This is a genomic window from Arenibacter hampyeongensis (assembly GCF_002909255.1).
Taxonomy (GTDB): Bacteria; Bacteroidota; Bacteroidia; order Flavobacteriales; family Flavobacteriaceae; genus Arenibacter; species Arenibacter hampyeongensis.
The window spans coordinates 85,897-106,714 of the sequence record NZ_PIOB01000002.1; the positions used below are offsets into that span (position 1 = coordinate 85,897).

General features: G+C 42.2%; 15 protein-coding genes. 4 read left to right on the top strand and 11 right to left on the bottom strand.

The features are described from left to right. Positions 1 to 49 precede the first annotated feature (49 nt). The 11 genes from CWD91_RS05430 to modA all read right to left on the bottom strand — a co-directional run bounded on the left by CWD91_RS05430 (position 50) and on the right by modA (position 13,598). Positions 50 to 2,041, bottom strand: coding sequence for a beta-galactosidase (locus CWD91_RS05430; protein WP_103439969.1), 1,992 nt, complete (start codon positions 2,039 to 2,041; stop codon positions 50 to 52). Between the two features lie 259 nt (positions 2,042 to 2,300). Beyond that, positions 2,301 to 3,401, bottom strand: coding sequence for a hypothetical protein (locus tag CWD91_RS05435; RefSeq protein WP_103439970.1), 1,101 nt, complete (start codon positions 3,399 to 3,401; stop codon positions 2,301 to 2,303). Between the two features lie 5 nt (positions 3,402 to 3,406). Next, entirely contained in the window at positions 3,407 to 6,061 is a 2,655-nt protein-coding gene (locus CWD91_RS05440) for an FN3 associated domain-containing protein (protein WP_157943725.1), read from the bottom strand. Positions 6,062 to 6,070: 9 nt separating this feature from the next. After that, positions 6,071 to 7,792, bottom strand: a complete 1,722-nt coding sequence (locus CWD91_RS05445; RefSeq protein WP_192877639.1) for an outer membrane protein assembly factor BamB family protein — start codon at positions 7,790 to 7,792, stop codon at positions 6,071 to 6,073. A gap of 13 nt (positions 7,793 to 7,805) precedes the next feature. Beyond that, positions 7,806 to 8,468, bottom strand: coding sequence for an ABC transporter ATP-binding protein (locus CWD91_RS05450; RefSeq protein ID WP_103439973.1), 663 nt, complete (start codon positions 8,466 to 8,468; stop codon positions 7,806 to 7,808). A 1-nt stretch (position 8,469) separates the two neighbouring features. Beyond that, positions 8,470 to 9,606 carry an ABC transporter permease gene (locus tag CWD91_RS05455; protein ID WP_103439974.1) on the bottom strand — a complete coding sequence of 379 codons (1,137 nt, stop codon included), beginning with the start codon at positions 9,604 to 9,606 and terminating at the stop codon, positions 8,470 to 8,472. A gap of 5 nt (positions 9,607 to 9,611) precedes the next feature. Then, complete coding sequence (locus tag CWD91_RS05460; protein ID WP_103439975.1) at positions 9,612 to 10,364, bottom strand: HesA/MoeB/ThiF family protein; 753 nt, start codon at positions 10,362 to 10,364, stop codon at positions 9,612 to 9,614. Further along, the gene (locus tag CWD91_RS05465; protein ID WP_103439976.1) at positions 10,365 to 10,649 is read right to left on the bottom strand and encodes a MoaD/ThiS family protein; all 285 of its coding nucleotides are present in this window, start codon (positions 10,647 to 10,649) and stop codon (positions 10,365 to 10,367) included. Position 10,650: 1 nt separating this feature from the next. Then, positions 10,651 to 11,301 carry an ATP-binding cassette domain-containing protein gene (locus CWD91_RS05470; protein WP_103439977.1) on the bottom strand — a complete coding sequence of 217 codons (651 nt, stop codon included), beginning with the start codon at positions 11,299 to 11,301 and terminating at the stop codon, positions 10,651 to 10,653. Continuing rightward, positions 11,302 to 12,075, bottom strand: coding sequence for an ABC transporter permease (locus tag CWD91_RS05475; protein WP_239985666.1), 774 nt, complete (start codon positions 12,073 to 12,075; stop codon positions 11,302 to 11,304). Positions 12,076 to 12,134: 59 nt separating this feature from the next. After that, complete coding sequence (gene modA / locus CWD91_RS05480; RefSeq protein WP_103439979.1) at positions 12,135 to 13,598, bottom strand: molybdate ABC transporter substrate-binding protein; 1,464 nt, start codon at positions 13,596 to 13,598, stop codon at positions 12,135 to 12,137. A 681-nt stretch (positions 13,599 to 14,279) separates the two neighbouring features. On the opposite strand from modA, the gene CWD91_RS05485 reads away from it, so the two are divergent. The 4 genes from CWD91_RS05485 (at position 14,280) to CWD91_RS22620 (ending at position 20,432) form a co-directional block, all read left to right on the top strand. Further along, positions 14,280 to 15,947, top strand: a complete 1,668-nt coding sequence (locus CWD91_RS05485; RefSeq protein WP_103439980.1) for an L-lactate permease — start codon at positions 14,280 to 14,282, stop codon at positions 15,945 to 15,947. Positions 15,948 to 15,957: 10 nt separating this feature from the next. Then, positions 15,958 to 18,825, top strand: coding sequence for an FAD-binding and (Fe-S)-binding domain-containing protein (locus tag CWD91_RS05490; RefSeq protein ID WP_103439981.1), 2,868 nt, complete (start codon positions 15,958 to 15,960; stop codon positions 18,823 to 18,825). Between the two features lie 48 nt (positions 18,826 to 18,873). Further along, a complete protein-coding gene (locus tag CWD91_RS05495; protein ID WP_205164602.1) occupies positions 18,874 to 19,986 on the top strand; it encodes a pyridoxal-phosphate-dependent aminotransferase family protein in 1,113 nt (370 codons plus the stop codon). A gap of 233 nt (positions 19,987 to 20,219) precedes the next feature. Continuing rightward, positions 20,220 to 20,432 carry a hypothetical protein gene (locus CWD91_RS22620; protein WP_157943726.1) on the top strand — a complete coding sequence of 71 codons (213 nt, stop codon included), beginning with the start codon at positions 20,220 to 20,222 and terminating at the stop codon, positions 20,430 to 20,432. Positions 20,433 to 20,818 lie beyond the last annotated feature (386 nt).

Here is a 20,818-nt window from a genome sequence, read left to right on the forward strand (position 1 = left end):
CCAAGGTAAAGGACAATAATGGCTATGAATATTTTAGAAAGTCCATGTTCTAATTCTTTAAAGGATTTACCCTTAATAGTACAGTTGATTTGGGTTTCAAAGTCAATTTGAACTGTCTAGTGGAATCGTGCAAAATTTTATTCTCCAATGGATCTATCACTTGGGCGTTAAACGGAAAATTGATGGTCCGTTCACCTCCTTCTATGGTGTGTATGCCCATCCAGTTTCGGCCTATATAGAATACATCTTCCGTATCAATATACCTATGTACACCTGCTTTATCCCATGTTGCTCCCAATTCCGAGGCCGACCATTTAAGTTTCCCATCCAGAAACAATTCCCCACCATTTGGATCAAAGATTATAGTTCCTTTACCGTTCGTCCAAAGCACGGTTATACCCTGTTCCGTCCACTTTTTTATGCTAGCCTCCTCTATTGAATTTAATTCAAGCACGCCCATAAGCCAAACTACCTTGTATTGGGCGGTTGGCATGCTTTTTAGGTCCGTTCGAAGGAATAGGTCGTATGAAGTCCCTGTTTTTGCCAACGGATAACGATTGGACAAGATATTCTCGGTTAGTTGACCATAGGTCGGGTCCCAAAAAGAGATTTCTTCATCTACCACTACCCCGACCTGGGATTTCATTTTTTCACCTATTGATGGTGGGAATAAAGTGTGCAATTCCTGTGTTTTCTCCAATACCTTCAACAGTTCGGGACTACTGAACCACCCTCCCCACATATCGAACCACCAACCTCCATACCCATAGGCCAGCATTCTTGCCGTATTTTTCCATAAAAGGGATACCGAGGTTTCCATGTCCTCCGGACCCAACCATACACCGCTCTCGTACTGTCCTGGAGGCGCTATACCGGTTGAACGGTCTTTCAACAAGGTGGTTATGGATGTACGTGTATCGTTCTCCGTAAGCCATAATTTACCATGGAGGTGAACCGAGTTGATTGCCGCCATTGCCGGCCAGTCCTCCCCTATCACCCGGTTATAGACATTTGGGCTGGACAGATAGTCCAGGTCCGGACAATCCAACAGTTTTGCCAGGGCACCGTGTCCGCGCCTTGCATCCCCAACAAAATAATGGTATCCAGAAAAGGCTCCCGTCAATAGATTGCCATGGCTCTTTTCCTTTACGATTTTACTGAAATAGGCAATATTATCTACCAAGACCTCGGCTTGGAAGCGATAAGTATCTATATAGTTCTGTTCCCTATCCGGATTCCTCCATTCCTTGCGCTTTACAGGCTCATCTATATTGGCCAATTGGGCATTTTCAAAAGTAAGTGAAGGGCTGTTCCAAGCTTTTCGCAAGGCATCATTGTCCTTATAACGGTCCTTTAACCATTGCCTAAAAGTCTGCAATCGGGCAGGGTTTTGATCTTGATATTGTTTGGGGTGATAAAACCATTCTTCCGTAAAGCCACTGGCAACATGTATTCCAGCCAAATATTTGGAGTATTGGGAACCTAAAAGCCAATCCAAACAGTCACGGAATACCTCCGCTGTTTTTTTTCGCCAAATTTCCGAGGCAAAACACTGGCGAAAAGTAGTGCCGTCCGGTAAATGGGCCGAGGCTTCTGGATATAATTGTGTCCACCATTGCGGGGGATCCAAATAAAAACGGATAATAACTTTTGCCTTGGGATCAGCTTTTATGATCTTTTCAAAATCCTTTATCAATCCGCTAAAATCGTATTTGCCTTCTCCTAACCAAATGGGAGTCCTAAAAGCACCAATACCGGAAATGGTATTTATCCCCCCTTCTCCCAGATAGGCCGGAATATTAAAAATATGGATACCGGTCCCCGCTATTTCCTCGTAATATTCCTCCTCGCCCAAATAGGACATATAGGCATATGGCGGATAGGTTTCACCGTCTATTACCAGGGAGGGATTACCTTCGGTCCATTTTATTTCTGCCTTGGATTGGGCATGGACCAACCCATTGCCAATAAACATCATGAATATTAGGGAAAACAAATGATACGGGTAATTAAATAAGGTGCAAGTAAAAACTTTTTTCATTTTATAACATTATAATCTCTTCTAAGAGGTTTTGGCCCAATCCAACCATGATCAAGATGTAGATCAAGAGATTGAAAAATAAAATCTCTATTCGTGAAAGCATCCTAGCCATAAATGTCACTGAAAAACAGAAAACTACAAATGTCGCTGAATACATCTATAATACACGACTTCGTAGAATCCGACCAATAATTATACAATTGCCCTATCAACTATTCCAATTACAAATCCCAAATATGGAGGAAACTTGAATTTAAGATTATTTATTTTTCCTTTTTAAAATAATAAAAAGTCCTAAGAGAAGAGCAATTGCCAAAAATATAATGGCATATGTTACAGTTTGTTCAATTTTAAGTTCACCATCTTTTTCAACCTTGATTGGTTGGTGCATAATTTCAGGAATCTCATTGAACTCCTCGTCCAAATCCAAAACCAAGGGTTCGAAACTAACATTATTGGGATCTTTTGGCACTTTGTTCTCAATAGCCAGAATTCTACTCATTTCGGCCAAGATCATAGGATTATCCACATCAAAGCCCAAGTCATCACTTAAACCCTGCCTTATGTTTTGAGGCCAATTTAAGGGTATTTGGTAACCCAGCATCCATTTTCTATCCAAACCGCATTCGCAATCTGCCCCAATAATGGACAGTAGTTTATATATATGGTCATTTTTAATATCCTTCAGACCTATCTTTTCCCCCATGATTCTCCCGCGGCCATACACAATGAAGGCAATAGGTTCCTTGGGCGCTTGTTCTATTCCCAAACTCCAGAGCAGTGACTTCTCTTCCTCAAAATTATTTTGGGAAATGACTTTCATATTGGGACCAATTTTAACCAACTTCGGCATATTGGGTATAATATTATTTATACGTTCGCAAGCCTTGAGAATATGGTTCCTAGCAGCTGAATTATCCGCATCGTTATGCCCTTCTATTAATATTACAGAGGCATATATATGTGGTAATTCTGCCAATAATTGGTTTTGTGTTGGTGAAAATAGTACCGATTTGCGCTCCAAGCCTTCTAGGTAGGGTGTGGACAAAACCAACATTCTTCCTTCGGGATCTACCAATATATAGGCTGGTAAGGGCAGATTGTTCTCTTCAACAAAATTTGTAACGGGATTTGAGGCATCTTCCTTAAGACTCAGACCCATGGGTTTTACATTGGATTCTGCAAAACCTTGAGCCTGCTGTTTCGGAAAAAGTCTGGAATTTTCATCCACCTTGTAAATCACATAAGTAACCTTGGACAAAGTAGAAAATCCTATTTCCCGAATGGTATACCTACAAGCTTGCGATGTAGTAACATACAGTGCAAAGAGGAACGCCAAAATTATTTTTAAATTTTGCATCTATATTATTTAGAGTGGTACAATAGTTCTGCAGGGATGGCGGCATTTTTCATGTTGGGGCCTTGCAATTTCAAATTAATTCCCTGCGCTTCGTTCCCCACAAAATAATCGGCCATTAGTGCATGTAACCCCTTCTTTAATGGCACCACAACACTTTGATCCCCGGCCCCTGGTTTCGTCTCCAAAATATTTTCGTCTGATAAGTAAACTGTACTAAAGGCTGCCGCGGTGACATTGCTAAAAGTATACATGCCATCCGTTGGAATATTAATATATCCTTTAAACCTTAGTCCGTACATTTTGTCTTGATCGAATGTCGCAAGATCTATTTCATTGACCAAATCTGATTTCTTAGGAACCATTGCTCCTAAATCTGGAAGTTCATTTCCCGTTTTCCCATTGTTTTTATAATAATTCCGAATAATTCCAGGTATGGCATCAATATTTACGGCATCGATCAGCTCCGGGATAATTACCTCCAAACTATTTTCTTCACTTTTTAATACTTCATTGCCCTCCTTCCAAAACGTTATGGCCCTTACCAAGGTATTATCTGAAATAGCAACAGGATTTCTGTATTTTGGGGAATTCAGGGATGGCGTTGTTCCATCGGTGGTAAAATGAATTTCACCTGAGTTGCCCTTTCTTTCCATGGAAAAACTCCACTTTCCGTTATTAAGCTCAGGAAGCGCAGTAATGGTTGGCTCAGGCCTTAACCTAGTAAAGTTTCTTGTCCTCACATAAGATGCTTCTCTTCCGCTTTTGTCAACATATATTATGGATTTTAAGGTAGTATTTTTATTTATTACAATAGGTTTCTTGTATTGAGTGGATCTTTTGGTAGGCTCACTTCCATCCAATGTATAGAATAGGGTATTAAAATTACCATCCTTAGTTTTTATGTTGATAGAAAGGGTATCCATAAATTCTTCATTCTCGTAGAGATACGTAATTGGGGCTCTTGATTTTGGTGCAAAAACCATGGAAGTTTCCAACCAATTACCACAACTACAACCCCCGCCAGCTTCCGGCGAAAGTATCATCCCCTGAGCAGGTATGGTGCTTAACCAACAATCTGGTCGCAATCGCTCCCATTGTGTAAACTTATCGGTATCAAAATTAAATTGGGTAACACTATAACCGCGGTAAAAGGCGGATTGTTCCGTTAGGGCATAAGAGGCACATCCGTGACCGGCCTTTGGCACCTCCTGTTCCAGCAACTCTCCGGTATCCAATTTAAAAATACCCGGTTTTACGATTAATCTATTGCCTACAATGGCTGGCTTGGAAAAATGTGCCCCATGATGGTTTGCTGGCCATTTTAGCTGATTTTCCCATACAAAATCGCCAGTTTTGGAATCATGGTTATAGATGTAATACATTCCCTCATAGGAGGAAACAATAACAATCCTATCGCTACTTCCGGCCATAAAAAATGCCGCCAAACCTGGTTGTACCTGTAAGGGTTTTTCCCAATTTACCTTTCCTGTATCGGGGTTTAAGGAAACTAAAAACGTATTCTTGAAAATCTTTGGCCCTGCCCTGCCCTCATCCGATAATTTAAACCCAGAATTCCTGGATTCCACAAAACAAATCTGATTGTCCGTAATGGTGATCGTTGAATTGATGATATGGGATTTTGGTTTTTTATATTCCCATATATTATCGTTCCCATCCTTTTTCTTCGCAAACATGGAAAAACTAACCACTTGATGTGCCAAGGGTCCTGATTGCTTGTCATACCAACCTTCACCTCCATAATAATTGGTGTAGTTACTTCCCTTGGGAATGGAGGTGCCAATAATGTTATCATTTAATAAACTAATATATCCCCAATCAGTCTCCATCAAATCAACATCTTCCGTCACAGGAACTATATTGGTCATATTTCCATTGCTATTATTGATCTTTAGCAGGTTGCTTTGGTGGGCTATATATACATAATTGTCATCTGCAGACCAATTACTACAGTCCCTAATAATGTTCATTCTTGAAAGCCCAGGAATCTCCTTTGACCAAAAAACACTTCCATTATAGGCATCTACTGCTATAATCCGTTCCCTTCCCTGAACGAACATCTTGCCGTTTACCGCGAGTGGAGATGGCTTTCTACCACTTCTATCTGTTTGGAATCTTGGTCCGGGACGACCCATCCATTGTATTTCAAAATCGTTCGTAGTGGTGGAGCCCCAAAGACTTTCACCTCCAAAGGCACTATTATTCGGCAAACCATATTGATGGGACCATTCGCCGGTGGAGTCATGTGGCGCCTTACTTAAAACTTCCACTACTTCATTTTTTGTGTGGCTCACCTGCCAAATATTTTTTGCTGCTGCCAACCAATCCGCATATTGTACCTTTTCGCGCTTCAACACCCCATAACCTTTTGGTTTTATAAGGCGGATTACTTCGTCTGCACTGCTTCGATCCGCTGTGTTGACTACAACAACATTGGCTACATCGGATGTAATTGGTAGTGCGTTATAGCTATCCGTATGCTGAATGGTGATTTTGCCCCCATATAAGCCCGTACCCTGCCATGCCTCGCGCAGTTTTTTGACTTTATTCTCCGAGGTTTCAAATACGATAACCTTTAAGGGTGTATGTTCTGCTATTTCAAAAGCAATGGCCTCATTATCCCCACCAAAAACCAACGCCAATCCTTTTTCCTAATTATTAAGATTTTTTATCTCCTTTAGAAACTTACTTTCATTGGTCTCGTTATCATTTGTGTTTTCATTGTAGGTGAAGTTGAAAAAGTTATCAAATTCCAAGGCCTTGGTCTTCCCATCCCCTACCGATAATTGATATTGATAGGTAAAATCTTTACGTATATCCTCAACAATAATCTTATGCTCCTTACTGGGTGAATCTTCTTTTATTACTCGACGACCATAATCATTTCCCCAATCCAAACTGGCAATTACAGGCTCTTCCGTAATAAAATGTACTTCCACCTTATTGGGCCCTAATATATTTACAAAGGGACCTGCTGCAAACTCCAAATTGCCATCCTCCAATTTTACCATTTCTTGTACTTCGTTGTCTATAACGGCCGGTTTGTCCTTATTCTCGGCATATAAACTATTGTCGCCCATATTGGGGGCAAACTTGTATATATGACCCTCCCCAGTAGAGGCAAACAAGGCGTTATTGGCAACTGCCAAAGCGTATACCGTTCCATCAACGGAAGCTTCCCATAAAGCATGCCCGTTTTTGGTGCTTACCGCATAAACCTTGTCCGTTCCTCCCACATATAGCATATCGCCAGAGATAATGATCCTATGTGCCAAATAATTTCTTTTGGACCATATTACTTTCTTGGCATTTCTATTGTAAGCCGAAATGGAATTATCCGTCAGGATATAACTTATACTATCTTTAACCACCATTTCTTTGCCGCCTTTAAAAGACATGAAATCGGCCTGCTTGGCATTTTGACCTTCATCTAAAATACGGTTATCCGCAAATGTTTCCATGATGCCCTTTTCCCTGGATGATTGGGGGTGTACTATATTTTTTTCAGGCGTTATTAGAACAAAACAACCACCGGTACCTGCGAGTTGACCATTACTTGCACCGGTTTGCTTGTTAAAGAACATAGGCGACACCCTGCCCTGAGGTTGTATAATTTTTGTCCCCGTGGAAGCCATAGCACCTTCCAAAGTAAGGTCTTGGTATTTTTGAACATAAGTACCTTCTTTGCCAATTTTCCCCGTTTTTATATCCACCGCACAGAAGTAAGAATCTTTCCACGGCAATAGGGAGGCGCCAAAATAGGCCACCTCATCTTCTACCAAAACACCAGTTCTTACAGGCCAAAAGGATATGAGGGAATTGTTGTTCATTACCTTTTCCTTAATGTCCTGGGAAGGCGAAAATTTCCACACCAATTTACCGTTGGAAGCTTTTATACAATATCCATAACCGTCATCGGACCCGAAATACAATTTTCCAGAATGAAAGGTAGGCGCTACTCGTATTGGTCCCCCAGTGGTAAAAGTCCAAAGTTCCTTGCCCGTAGCTACATCCAAACAATGAATGGCATCATCCGCGGTAGAACCATAATACAATTTATCGCCTACTATTATTGGATAATAGGACAAATCATAGTCCCTCATAGAGGGCAATGGACCACTATTGGCGTAGGTATCTTCCTTGGCAGGGCCGTACCAGGCCGGTACGGGCATTTGAGCCGCCGTATATACCCAATCCTCACCTAAAGTAGCTGCATCCAATTGCACGGAAGAATTACCACTTCGGTAATTGTCCTTTTTAAATTGAGGCCAATCCTGTGGTGTGCTTTGCTGTTCTGCACAACTGTGGAAAATGATTATTGCAAGGAGTGGCAACAAGGCATTCTTCAAACTGCTTTTTATGGATATTTTCATGATTGCGGTATATCTATGATTTATTTTTAATTTTTCCCTTATGTAGATTAACGGTTCTAGTGGCATAACTATCGGCTAAATTTCCATGGGTCACCATAACTACCGTTCCTCCATTATCCTGAAACTTTTTTAGGTAGTGTAAAACCTCGACCGTATTTTTTTCATCCAAATTTCCAGTGGGCTCATCGGCCAAAATTATGGATGGCTTTGTAATCATTGCCCTTACCAAGGCAACCCGCTGTTTTTCGCCAGCACTCAATTCGGAGGGTTTATGGTAGAGACGGTCCTTTATTCCCAGTTCCTCCGCAATTAGTATCACCTCTTCCTTGCTTATTGCAATATTGTCCAGTTTGTTCAATAACAAGATGTTGTCCATTGCGTTGAGATAGGGCAACAAATGGTATGACTGGAATACAAAACCTATTTCCTTGGCTCGATAAATTGCACGTTCTTTTTCCGATAGCGAAAAGAGATCACGCTTGTTTACCACAATTCCTCCGGAGCTAGGTTTCAGCATACCGCCCAAAACAAACAAAAGGGTAGATTTACCACTGCCACTTTCGCCCTTCACCAAAACAAATTCCGAGATAGCAATAGTAAGGTCTATTGAATCCAATGCCGTAACCTGATTTTGGCCTGCCGTATAGGATTTGGTAATTTTTTGAATAGATATCATTTTAGTGCTCGTTTAATAATTTGGCTGAATCCTGGTTTACCGCCCAAACAATTGGCAACATCGAAGCCAACACTGCAAACAAAGGTCCCAATAGTACGGCTAGGTATAGCAAATTAAACACAGGATCAACAGCTACCATAGTAACATTAAAAATTTTTGGTCCCAAGTTCATGGAGACCAAGGTACCTAGGGCGAATCCTAAAACAGATCCAACTACCCCTATTACAATTGCCCTTTGTAAAAATAGACTACTTATTTTCCAGGCTGAAAAGCCCAATGCCCGCATAATTCCAATTTCATGGGTCCTGTCCTTAACGTTCCCCATGGCCACAGACCCCAACCATATCGCACAGATAATCAATATAATGGGAAATAAAAGGGCGAAGTATTTGTCTGTCATTTTTCTTTGGTTCTCACGGGCATCCGCAATCGTGGAATTCATGATCACTTTGGCCTCAGGGGCTATTTTGGCCAGCTCCTTTCTCAATTCGGTCAAGGGGTCCCCATTTTTCGTGGAACACATACAGTTCAATGCCATTACTTCATTGACCCGCCCCTTCATATTTGTCAAATCCTGTAAAGTTGCCAAATCGAAATAGACCCTAATATCATCCTCGCTTCCAACTTCTGAAAGCGTTTTTATAACTTCAAATTCCTTATCAAAAAAAGTGATGGTTTCCCCCTCCGCTAGGTTAAACTGCTGTGCCAATTCATACCCTAAATATACTTTCCCCGGTGGGATGGCAAATATCATTTTGGACTTGTTGGAACCCATAGGTTCCCGCTCTTCCTTGGAAATTCCTGATAAAATAATTTCTTTATCCCTCCAATGTATCCGTTTGTGCAAGGTGGCCGTGAGATGCGAATAATTCACCGATTTTTGTTCGATCATTTTGTCCACCACTTTCTCCGACATGGTTAGATCGGAATAGCCTTGTAGCCAAAATTGATTCATATCCGATGCCACTGGAATTATTCGCACATTGAACCCCATATTCCGAGTGAGCAACCTAGTCTCATCTTGGGTGGCTTTGGTTATAGTATAAAAAGCTACTACCAGGGCCACAATGGTTATCATTGCCAACAAGCCCATTAAAAAATTGAATTTTCTATGTATTATCTCTTTAAATACCAACATAATTTTTAGCTTACTTGTTGCTCCTGACAAATTTCACACCCTTTTCTTGTTTGAATATTTATGGTATTGAAGGTCATAGTTCTTAAATCCATTGTCAATAGCCTATTCTTTAAGGCTTCCCCAAAACCTGATATTAATTTAATGGCCTCCATAGCCCCTAAACAGGCTACCGTACCAGAGACAGCCCCGAATACGGGAAACCTTCGTTGCCAAGCCGCAGGTTGGGCAGGATACAAACAGGACAGGCATGCAGTTTCTCCGGGAACGATGGTAGTAATTTGAGCTTCCAGCTCATACATGGCACAATCCACCAATGGTTTCCCCTGCCGAACTGCCTCCCTATTCATTAAAAACCGCTCTTCAAAAAGTGGCGCCCCATCAACAACTACATCGGCCATGCCCACTAAATTGGCTACGTTGTCCTCATTAATATTCTCAGGAACGCCGATAATATTTATATTGGGGTTCAACTCCCTCAACCTTCTTTCAACCGATTCAATACGTGGTTTTCCCAACCAATCATGTGTCATTAGTAATTGCCTGTTAAGATCGCTGGGTTTTACGTTCCCAGCGTGAGCCAACACAAGAGTGCCAACTCCCGCAGCTGCCAGTTCATAGGCCACTACACTGCCCAACCCCCCGCATCTGGAAACCAGCACAGTACTATTCTTTAATCTTTCCTGTCCTTCCTTACCATGCCCAGGGACATCCAATTGCCATTCGTAAATAGACAGCTCTTCCTTTGTCAGTTTTTCCATCTATCCTCCTGCTATTGGTGACATTAACATTAATTCATCACCCTGGTTCAAAGGAGTATTATCGTCATAGTTCACCTGTATTTGATTCACTGCAATAAGGTTGAAATTCCTGTAGCTCCCATCGGCATTGAACAATGTTGATGTAATCCCCGGCCCATAGCGCTTAGAGATTTTTTGCAAAACAACTTGGACATGTTCATCATCATCAATTGAAATAGTATCCACATCCACGCCGGTATGTGTTTTTATTTGCGCCGTAAAACGTAATTTTATTTCCTTCTTCATCTTATTTTTTTTTACTTACTTCAAGTAGTTTTCCCTTTTCCAATCTCAATACCCTGTTGGCCAATTTACTGGCTTCCAATTGGGAATGCGAGACGTGCAAAACGGTAATCTTAAGTTTGTCTTTTAGTTTTATCAATAAATTATACATATCCTCCTTGGTGTTTTCATCCAAAGCGCTCAAGGGTTCATCCAAGCATAAAATATGTGGGTAATAGCTCAATGCCCTTCCCAGGGCGACGCGCTGTCTTTCTCCCCCACTTAGATTATGCGCCCCACGCTTCAACAAATGATCTATACCCAACATAACGGCCAGCTCGGTTACGCGTTGATCGATTTGAGTTTTGTTCCACTTTCTAATTTTTAAGGCAAACCCAATATTTTCTGCAATGGTCATGTTCTTAAACAAAGCTCCATCCTGCGGTACATAACCAATTCCACGCAGCCCAGGTACCAGGTCGGTTATATTAATCCCATTTAACCAAATTTCCCCTTGCTGTATTTTTCGCAATCCACAAATTGCTTCCAATATGGTAGACTTGCCACACCCAGTTTTGCCCATGAGTACTACATATTCCCCCTTTTCAATTTTAAAATTGACATTGGATAGTTCAAAACTTCCTTGTTCAATATATAAGTCCTTACAATGTATCATTTACAGAGCTGTTGTTTTGTCCCCAAACATTCTAACCACCATTAAAACGGCAAAACCTGCAGCTATCATAATCAATGACACTGCCACTGCGGCTTCAATATTTCCTACGGACATTTCCAAAAAAACCGTTGTCGGCAATACCTCGGTACGCATCCTGGTAGCTCCTGAAAAAATCAATATTGGACCAAATTCTCCCAATGCCCTCGCCCATGCCAAGGAAGCAGCCGTTAAAATCCCATTTTTGGCCTGGGGCAATAGAATATGAATAAAAGACTGTTGCTGATTACATCCCAATGTCAGCGCTACCTGTTCCTGTCTGTTGTTTATTTGCATAAAGGTTACGTGCATGGTCCTTACCGCAAAAGCACAGGCAACCATGAACTGTGCAATTACAATACTATAAACGGTATAGGTAATTCTTAAGTGACTCTCAATAAATTGACCTGGTGCCGTCTGAAACAAAATGAGTAAGCTTAAACCAATGACCAAAGGAGGCAATACAATGGGGATATCCAGAACCGCATCGAGAAATTTTTTCAAACGAAACTCGAATCTTGCCATAAAATACCCTATGGGAATTGCGACCACTACACTTAAGACCATGGTAATCGTACAGGTAATCAAGCTTAACTTTATGGCATATTGAATTTCCCTACTGGCCAGGGCTTCCCAGATATGACCTGGGCTTGTATAGGAAAAATCCGCTACCATCATGGCCAAAATCAAAATGATATAGGTTGATCCAATGACCCCCATGACCAAGTAAAAAGGCACATTGGACCTTAGCTTTAATTCCTTGTTATGTACATTTAAACTTTCGATATTATGCTGATCTAAATTTTATCAAATTCCCAATGAAAGCCATTTTTCAAGTATTGCTCTCTTGATGCTGTACTGGTAATGGACTTAAGCAAGCGTTTAAGTAAATACTGATGGTTGGAATTCACCGATATCCCAAAGTTCTGTAAGGCACTGGCTTCTTTTTCGGTAAGCTCTACCATATCCAATTTGTCCCTAACTTGAGCAATATTGGCTTCATAAACAACTACCGCATCCAAAGATCCCGTACGGATCTGGTTCACCAATAAATCGGCCGTCGGGGTCTGAGATCTAACATTTTTATACACATCTTCCCAAAGCCCTTGACTTTCCAAAAGTTTTTTCGTCAAAGCTCCCAAAGCGCTCTGATCGTGGTTACAGACACCAAGTTGCAGATCCTTCTGGGTCAAATCCTTTAAATTTCCAATTTTTTTAGGATTCCCTTTTTTAGTGGCGATTACAATTTTAGTATTGGAAATATCCGTTATGTCCGTGAACTTAGTCTCTACTTGAGTCATAAACGAAACATCGCAGGACAGATAGGCATCCGGACGTTGACCGGCCTTAATCTGTGAAACCAAAATACCACAACCGTTATATACTCGGTCCACTTTTACCCCTTCACGTTGTTCAAAAGCATTGATGGTCTGATCTACGGCCACTCGGTTCACCCCTCCACTATAAAACAACAAACGTGGGTTTTCGTCCCACAAATCACCCTCTATTGGACGGTAGCCCATGTCTTTAAACGCTATTAATCCCATATCACTTGCGGAAAGGTAACGCATAAATTTTAAGGCTTCTGTCGGTTGCTGAGAGGACTTTAGCACTCCTATGGTTATGCTTTTATCATATTTGGAAAATTCTTCATTTTCAATAATGTCAATTTCACCGTATTGATTGGCCGTTGCGTCCCAAATTATACCCACATCTGCCGTTCCCAATTTAAGTGTATTGGCCACTTCGTTAACAGTGGGCATCTGTACCAGTAAATTACTTTGTAGGGAATCCCAATGTCCTAATCCTGTAAATATCTTTTTTGTTAAACGCCCTATAGAGGCAGCGTCAGGATTGGCAATGGCCACTTTTATATTCTTATTAAAAAGGTCCTCGATTTTTGAGATTCCTTTAGGATTTCCTTTGGCAACGGCAATTACAGGTTGCATATGAGCCAGTGCTTGTGTTTCTTGAACCAAACCAAAATTAATGGCCTCATCTATATAACTTCTGTCCCCAGCAATATAGAGGTCTCCTTGTTTTGCCACACGTAGATTGGAAAGTAAGGTACCGGAACCTCCATATTGCAAATCTACCCGCACACCATACTGCTTATAGTATTCCTGGGCAACCTTTTCTACCACAGGTTTTATCCCAGCTGCGCAATACAATAAAATAGAAGTATCACTTTTTTTTGAAGTGCAGCCAAGCAAACCTAATATAATAACCCAAACTAGCCCGAAATGTATTCTTAAGCCCATCGTAATATTTTTAAATTTTTAGCCCGATCTTTTGGGCTATTGCAATAGGAATTATTTCCTTTAGCCTTCCAATTACCAATAACATTTGTTTTTACACTACTTCTTACTTAAAAAACTTAATTAATGGTTCATTAAACGGAATACTACTTAGCATTTTCGCTAAAATATATATAAATATTTTACTTATAGTTAAATATATTGACTATTTTGAATTTAATTGAGGAGTATTGGGACATACAAACCGCTTCAGGTCGGAATGTACGGCTTAGTTAAAATCATATTATAAGTTGCCCCTAAGATTTTGAAGAGGCCAATGGGCTTATTGTTAGAATTAAAAAATGTTATTCAAATATTGCCTTATTTCCAGGAATGCCTACAATACTACTTTATTCTTTCTTGATTAACATAATATTTTTTTTATCTTTCCTTGAAGCTTAAGTAGAGCATTGAATATTTTTTTTTAGAAATCCCAGGCCAAATTCTTAATTAAACTGTGGCTTAGGAGCGATGCGCTATTTACTCCTTCAAAGGATGAAGAGTTTCTTAGGCTGGCTTTCGAAAAAGTGGCCCGATATGAATGCAACGAGACCGGTCAGGGTTTAGATGACATGTGGGTTGACCATTCGTTTCTTTTGTAAATAGACATAGTACCAACCAATATAAATAAATAACCCACCAAGTATGTCACCATCTGTTATAGCATTTTTGGCGGTCGTTCCCATCTTAACGGCCGCAATTCTTTTGGTAGGATTTAGAACCCCAGCTAAAATAGCCATGCCCATTTCCTTTTTGGTCACTGTGTTTGTTGCCTTTGCAGCTTGGGACATTGCCATCATCGATATTGTGGCCTCCAGTATCCAAGGGTTGTTCATCACCTTTGACATTCTGTATATTGTATTTGGGGCTATTATCCTCCTGAACCTGCTTAAATATTCAACCGCACTCCGGGCAATTCGCAAAGGTTTTGCCGATATATCTGAGGATCGCAGGGTACAGGTCGTTATCATTGCTTGGTTGTTCGGTTCCTTTATCGAAGGGGCCGCCGGCTTTGGAACACCCGCTGCAATTGTGGCACCCCTATTGGTAGGGATGGGATTTCCAGCATTTTGTGCGGTAATGTTGGGCATGATGGTACAGAGTACTGCGGTATCCTTTGGAGCAGTGGGTACGCCCATATTGGTTGGTGTAAGTGGGGGTATCCAAAGTCCCGAATTCACTGCCGAGCTGGCTGCATCCGGTCTTCAACTTTCAGATTACATACAGATGGTAACCTCCGAAGTAGTGGTCCTTCACGGAATCACCGGCACGCTTATGCCCACGCTCATGGTCTGCATGATGACCCGCTTTTTTGGAAAGAACAAGTCTTGGAAAGAAGGGCTTCAGATTCTACCCTTTACCATTTTCGGGGGACTTGCATTTACAGTGCCCTATGTGCTTACAGGCCTATTTTTGGGACCCGAATTTCCTTCTATGCTCGGTGCATTGGTAGCCATACCCATAGTGGTATTCGCAGCAAAACGCGGTTTCTTGGTGCCTAAGAAAACCTGGGACTTCGACAAGGAAAAGAATTGGCCTTCCGTTTGGTTCGGTACCTTGAACGTAAAATTGAACAGCGATAAAGAAGAAAAAAGAATGTCCTTGGTCAAGGCATGGTTACCTTATATTATTATGGCTGCCTTGTTGGTACTTTCCCGACTTCCACAACTCCCTTTAAAGGCGTGGCTTACGGATATCAAGATAGCTTGGACCGGGATATTGGGTACCTCCATATCAGCATCCAGTAGCCCACTCTATTTACCCGGCACCATTTTACTCTTGGCGGGAATCATTACCATCTGGCTACATAAAATGAAATCTGGCAAGGTCAGGATTGCCTTTAAGGACAGTGCAAAAATGTTGTTGGGTGCAGGGTTTGTACTCATTTTCACCGTTCCGATGGTCCGCATCTATATCAATTCTGGCTTAAACCCATCCAGACTTCCCGGAATGCCTATTGCCATGGCAGAATGGGTGGCCAGTAACGTGGGCGATATATACCCTATGTTCGCTCCTTCAATAGGTGCTTTGGGAGCCTTTATTGCAGGTAGTAATACTGTAAGCAACCTAATGTTCACCTTGTTCCAATATGGAGTCGCCGTAAAACTGGCGATGCCCTCTTTTATTGTAGTCGCACTCCAAGCCACGGGTGCAGCGGCCGGCAATATGATCGCTATCCATAACGTTGTGGCCGCTTCGGCTACCGTAGGTTTCCTAGGTAAGGAAGGCCTGGTACTTAGAAAGACCATACTGCCGACCCTATATTATTTGTTTGTAGTGGGTATTTTAGGTTTAATCTTTATTTTCTATTAATTCTATAATTATGAAAAACATATTTGATGTCCTAGGGAATTCAATCAAAGGCGAAGTGCTAACGGACAACTACACCTTGGGCATGTATGCCACTGACGCCAGCATCTACCAGATTAAACCGCTAGCAGTTGTTTTGCCAAAGGATTCAGAGGATGCAAAAAAAGCCGTTGCCGTGGCATATGAAAACAAAATAACGATACTTCCCAGAGGCGCCGGCACCAGTCTGGCAGGGCAAACGGTTGGGGAATCCATGATATTGGATTTTTCAAAACACATGAACAGCTTGTTGGAAATAAACGAAGCTGAAAAATGGGTACGGGTACAACCGGGCATGGTCAGGGACGATCTAAACGAGGTCTTAAAGCCCTATGGCCTGCATTTTGCCCCAGATCCCGCAACCAGTAGTAGAGCAAACGTAGGGGGAATGGTCGGCAACAATTCTTCAGGAACCAAAAGTATATTATATGGTAAAACCGTAGACCATGTTCTTGAAGCTTCCGTGCTCTTGGTAGATGGCACCCAATTGCAGCTAAAGAACTGTCCATCAATGGAATATTCAGAAAAGGCCTCGCAAACGGATAGGGAAGGTGAAATTTATGCCTCCTTTAAAAAACTGATACATACCCATTCCGAAGAGATTAAAGAACGTTTTCCTAAAGTAATGCGCAGGGTCGGTGGCTATAATTTGGATGAATTCGTGTATACCGACCAATGGAATTTGGGCAAATTGATCTGTGGCAGCGAAGGCACATTGGCAACTACCTTGGAGCTAAAACTAAATTTAACGGATCTGCCCAAACACAAATCTGTCTGTGTGGTACACTTTACGGAAGTCCTGGAGGCCATTTCGGCAGTGGAATCCATGTTGCCCTATGCTCCTTCGGCCATTGAAATTTTGGACCAGACCGTAGTGGACCTCAGTAGGCAAAATTTAACCACAAAGCATCATAGTCACTTTATAGAAGGGAATCCCGGGGCCATATTGATCGTAGAATTTTATGGGGACACCATGGAAGATGTTATGGACAGGCCGAAGCGTATGATCGCCCAATTAAAGAACCATGGCGTTGGATATGCCTACCCTCTTTTTCCGGAAGGGCAGGCCTATGAAGATGTATGGGTCATCCGCAAAAAGGGATTGGGACTCATGTTGGGCATTAAAGGAAATAAAAAACCGTTGGCCTTTATTGAGGATGCCGGAATCCCATCCGAACACCTGGCCGAATATATAACCCAAGTTTTGAAGGTTTGCGAAAAACATGGCACAAAGGCAGCGATGTACGCCCATGCCAGTGTGGGCGTAATCCACGTACGCCCCATATTGGACCTAAGACTGGCCGAAGACATTGAGCGATTAAAGGCCATTACGGAGGATACATTTGAACTCGTAATGAAATACAAGGGATCTTGGAGCGGAGAGCATGGCGATGGTCTTGTACGAAGTGCCTATAACAAACGCTTCTTCGGAGATATCTTGTACGGCGCCTTTTTGGAAATAAAAAAACTTTTCGACCCCGATAATCTGATGAACCCCGGGAAAATTGTCGAGGCACAGTCCATAGAGCACAATTTGCGCTACGGTACGGGGTATAAAGATCTGCACGTAAAAACCGAATATCAGTATAAGTCCGAAGAAGGTTTTGCTGCCTCGGTACATATGTGCACCGGGGTTGGGGAATGCCGAAAAATACTGGGTGGGACCATGTGTCCCAGTTTTAAGGCCACACGGGAAGAGGAACATTCCACCCGTGGCAGGGCCAATGCACTAAGAATGGCCATGTCCAATCAATTCGGATTGGAGGGACTTGCGAGCAAACGCCTGCATGAGGTCATGGATCTCTGCTTATCCTGTAAGGCCTGTAAATCCGAATGCCCCAGTAATGTGGATATGGCCAAAATGAAAAGCGATTCCCTTCAAATGTACTATGATGAACATGGTATCACCTTTAGGGATAAATTGATCCGCGGATCGGCAAAAGCAGCTGCGAATATCTCTGGTTGGAAGGCCGGTTTGGTAAACAGCATTCAAAAGAGTGTCCTATTCCGATCGCTTTTGGAGCGTACCGCAAAATTCGACAAACGCAGGAGCTTGCCCGATTTTGCAAAAGAACCTTTTTATAAATGGTTCGAAAAAAATGCCAAAAAAACGAATACAGGCAATAAAAAGGTGGTGCTGTTCGCCGATACCTATCTTAATTATCACGAACCACATATTGGGATTTCAGCTTTGGAATTATTAAATTCCTGCGGATATGAAGTCATTTTGGCCAATGTAGGCTGCTGCCAAAGACCAAAAATATCCCATGGATTTTTAAGGGATGCGAAAAAAGAGGGGGCCAAAACCATAGAAGGCTTAAAGCCATTTCTGGATCAAGGCCTAAAAGTGGTGGTTTGCGAACCCAGTTGTGCTTCCGCATTAAACGATGACCTACTAGATTTAATTGCTGACCAGGACATAGCCGATCAATTAAAGAATGGCGTAATGATGATCGACGTTTTTTTAGCCGACGAATACGAAAAGGGTCATTTGGAGGTCCATTTCGAATCCGTTTCGGAAGGTGTTGCCATTCACGGACATTGTCATCAAAAAGCGCTGTACGGCACAAATGCTATGAAAGCCTTATTAAAGAATTCCAGGCATGTTTCCGAGATTCCATCGGGTTGTTGCGGAATGGCGGGTTCCTTCGGCTATGAAAAGGAGCACTACGATTTATCCAAAAAGATTGGAGATGAAATTCTGTTCCCGGCAGTAGAAAAATTGCAAAAAGACCATAAAGTAGTGGCCTGTGGATTCAGCTGCCGCCACCAGATTCAACATTTCACAAGTACCAGGCCAATACATTTTGTTGAAGCCATTAGAGCCGTGAAGAAAAACTGAAATATTTTAAATATAATTATATAACCATCCATATAAAAAATTACAATAATGGGAAAAATTGATGAAATGAAAACAAGTACAAGGGTCCTGATGGGTCCTGGGCCAAGTGATGTGCATCCTAGGGTATTGAGGGCAATGGCTACCCCTTTGGTAGGGCATTTGGATCCCGAATTTTTAGTAGTGATGGACGACATCAAGCTTATGGTACAAGAGACCCTTCAGACCAAGAACGAACTTACCTTTGTGGTATCCGCTCCAGGAAGTGCCGGAATGGAAACCTGTTTGGTGAATTTGTTGGAACCTGGCGATGAGTCCGTAATCTGTATCAACGGGGTTTTCGGTAACCGTATGGCCGACATTGTAGAACGTTGCGGGGCAAAAGTGATCAAAGTGGAAGCTGATTGGGGGAAAACCATTGATCCCGAAGATGTAAAAAAAGCCCTGGCAAGTTGTAATCCCAAATTATTGGCCATTGTGCATGCCGAAACCTCAACGGGCGTTTTACAACCTTTGGAGGAGATCAGTAAACTGACAAAAAATGCAGGTGCGTTGTTCGTCGTAGATGCCGTAACTTCCTATTGCGGAACCCATTTAAAAGTGGATGAATGGGGAGTAGATGCACTGTATTCCGGGAGTCAAAAATGCCTGAGTGCTCCTCCTGGCTTATCGCCGGTCACATTTAGTCAGGCTGCGATAGACGTCCTGGACAATCGGAAGACCAAAGTACAGAGCTGGTTTTTGGATCTGACCTTGGTCAAGAATTACTGGGCCGGAGCCAAAAGGGCCTATCATCATACAGCACCCATATCGGCCATGTACGCCATGCGCGAAGCACTGCGAATAGTTCTTGAGGAAGGCTTGGAAAAACGTTTCGCCCGTCACCAAAAAAATCATGAACTTTTGCGCGATGGTCTCGAAAGTCTTGGTTTTGAATTTTTGGTTGAAAAACAACACCGACTGCCCATGTTAAACGCTGTGCGGATTCCTGCTGGCGTAAATGATGCGGAGGTTAGAAAGCGGTTGCTTGAAGAATACAATATTGAGATCGGTGGTGGCCTGGGGCCATTTGCCGGAAAAATATGGCGCATTGGACTAATGGGCGAAAGCTCCAACGCCAATCATGTGAATATGTTACTGGCGGCATTGAAGGATGTAATGTGAAATAGCAATTAGAAAACGAAGACTGAATTTATCGGATTAAACTTCTATAAATTTAATAATGCTTATTTAATAGGCCGTCGAGACCTCAATTTAAAATATAACTGCCTTAAAACTCTCGACTACGGTACCTATGAAGTAATAGCCATAAGGGACAATGCTCAAGAAATAACCTCGTGGGCAAAAATAGACAGGCAATGATGATAGCTGGGGCTCCTTCCCTTAGATAAGGGAAGGTGGATCCTCCGCTAGCTGCGGAGGAGACGGAAGGGATTGACAGCCCATGTCTTCGGGGAGGTGACAATAGATTGGGGATAGGTTTAGGGTGCGGGATTTCCAACTCCCCTTTCTTTCACGCCAAATGGCGCAAAATTCATTCCAGTCTACGTTCCAAGAGGGGAGCCAATAGTTTTAGCATACAAAAGGAGTTCTTTCCCGATAGTTCATGACTCCGCTCGACCGGACACGGCAGGCACTTCGACATGAGCCCTTTTTCGGGCGATTGAGAAGTCACACATATTTGGTCAGAGCCACTTGTGTGATTTAGCTCATGCCGTATTTATTCTAGGGGTATTCGTGAACCTTCGCTAAAGCTACGGTTTCTCCTCCCTCTGGTCGTTCGAAATGACTCCTACATCCCTACTTACTCCGATTTCGACTACGCTCAATCTCCGCAAGGACTTTCAACTTTCAACTTTCAACTTTTAAACATTGAATATAATCATTGTTCATTGTAAGTAGCAGATTGCCACGCTTCGCTCGCAATGACGGAACCAAGGGCTCCTCCCTTCAGACGAAGGGAGGTGGCTTCGCCCTAGCGAAGACGGAGGGTTTG

What these genes read in the sequence shown, in the direction of transcription:
- CWD91_RS05430 (WP_103439969.1), bottom strand. Translation starts at nt 2,041, where the DNA reads ATGAAAAAAGTTTTTACTTGCACCTTATTTAATTACCCGTATCATTTG.
- CWD91_RS05435 (WP_103439970.1), bottom strand. Translation starts at nt 3,401, where the DNA reads ATGCAAAATTTAAAAATAATTTTGGCGTTCCTCTTTGCACTGTATGTT.
- CWD91_RS05445 (WP_192877639.1), bottom strand. Translation starts at nt 7,792, where the DNA reads ATGAAAATATCCATAAAAAGCAGTTTGAAGAATGCCTTGTTGCCACTC.
- CWD91_RS05450 (WP_103439973.1), bottom strand. Translation starts at nt 8,468, where the DNA reads ATGATATCTATTCAAAAAATTACCAAATCCTATACGGCAGGCCAAAAT.
- CWD91_RS05455 (WP_103439974.1), bottom strand. Translation starts at nt 9,606, where the DNA reads ATGTTGGTATTTAAAGAGATAATACATAGAAAATTCAATTTTTTAATG.
- CWD91_RS05460 (WP_103439975.1), bottom strand. Translation starts at nt 10,364, where the DNA reads ATGGAAAAACTGACAAAGGAAGAGCTGTCTATTTACGAATGGCAATTG.
- CWD91_RS05465 (WP_103439976.1), bottom strand. Translation starts at nt 10,649, where the DNA reads ATGAAGAAGGAAATAAAATTACGTTTTACGGCGCAAATAAAAACACAT.
- CWD91_RS05470 (WP_103439977.1), bottom strand. Translation starts at nt 11,301, where the DNA reads ATGATACATTGTAAGGACTTATATATTGAACAAGGAAGTTTTGAACTA.
- modA (WP_103439979.1), bottom strand. Translation starts at nt 13,598, where the DNA reads ATGGGCTTAAGAATACATTTCGGGCTAGTTTGGGTTATTATATTAGGT.
- CWD91_RS05485 (WP_103439980.1), top strand. Translation starts at nt 14,280, where the DNA reads ATGTCACCATCTGTTATAGCATTTTTGGCGGTCGTTCCCATCTTAACG.
- CWD91_RS05490 (WP_103439981.1), top strand. Translation starts at nt 15,958, where the DNA reads ATGAAAAACATATTTGATGTCCTAGGGAATTCAATCAAAGGCGAAGTG.
- CWD91_RS05495 (WP_205164602.1), top strand. Translation starts at nt 18,874, where the DNA reads ATGGGAAAAATTGATGAAATGAAAACAAGTACAAGGGTCCTGATGGGT.